The organism is Candidatus Pelagibacter communis (assembly GCF_001179985.1).
In the GTDB taxonomy this organism is placed as follows: Bacteria; Pseudomonadota; Alphaproteobacteria; order Pelagibacterales; family Pelagibacteraceae; genus Pelagibacter; species Pelagibacter ubique_J.
Genome location: NZ_CVSI01000074.1, coordinates 1 through 1,018, shown reverse-complemented (window position 1 = coordinate 1,018; position 1,018 = coordinate 1). Strand labels below are relative to the sequence as shown.

Annotated in this window: 1 protein-coding gene and 1 pseudogene; both read left to right on the top strand. The window is 32.7% G+C overall.

Going from position 1 to position 1,018, the window contains the following annotated elements; genetic code table 11:
- A pseudogene (locus AMN80_RS05380) lies at nucleotides 1–301 on the top strand (division/cell wall cluster transcriptional repressor MraZ); the annotation flags it as partial.
- 11 nt (nucleotides 302–312) lie between these two features.
- A partial coding sequence (gene ftsZ, locus AMN80_RS05375; protein ID WP_075520950.1) for a cell division protein FtsZ occupies nucleotides 313–1,018 on the top strand: 706 nt, incomplete at its 3' end.

The following is a 1,018-nucleotide window of genomic DNA, read 5'->3' as shown; positions in this document are numbered from 1 at the left end:
AATAGAAAAAATTTCAAATACAATTGACTCTCTTAATCCATTTGAGGAAAAAAAAGATTATTTTGCAACCTCAATCCTTTCTGAAAGTATTAATCTACAATTCGATAACGAAGGAAGAATTTTAATAACAACTAAACTTTTAAAACATGCAAAAATTAAGAATATAATTTTGTTTGTTGGGCAAGGAAAAACATTTCAAATATGGGAACCTGCTAACTTCGAAAAATTTAAGGTAACTGCAAAACGAAAATCAAATATTCACAGAGCTAGCCTTAAATGGGAACGTCAATTTAATAACTAAAAGGGGGAAATATGACTATTAACTTTAAAACACCAGATATCAAAGAATTGAAACCTAGAATATTAGTTTTAGGTGTAGGTGGAGCAGGAGGAAATGCAATCAATGGTATGATTGATAGTGGATTACAAGGAGTAGAATTTATTGCAGTTAATACTGATGCTCAGGATTTAAAACATAGTAAAGCAACGCAAAAAATTCAAATTGGATTGAATTTAACAAAAGGTTTAGGAGCTGGATCAAAATTAGACATTGGACAAGCTGCAGCAGATGAGTCTTTAAACGAAATAATAAATATATTGCAAGGTGCAAACATGGTTTTTATAACTGCTGGAATGGGAGGTGGAACTGGAACAGGTTCTGCACATGTAATTGCAAGAGCAGCAAAAGAGCTAAATATTTTAACTGTTGGAGTGGTAACTTTGCCTTTTTTATACGAAGGTCCATCAAGAATGAGAAGAGCACAACAAGGTTTAGAGGAGCTTAGAAAACATGTTGATACAATAATTGTAATTCCTAATCAAAACTTATTTAAAGTAGCGAGTGAGCAAACAACTTTTGAAGAATCTTTTGAACTTTCAAACCATGTATTACTACACGGAGTACAAAGTATAACAGATTTGATGGTTAGACCTGGTCTTATAAATTTAGATTTTGCTGATGTTGAGCATGTAATGAGCTCAATGGGCAAAGCTATGATGGGGACTGGTGAAGCAGAGG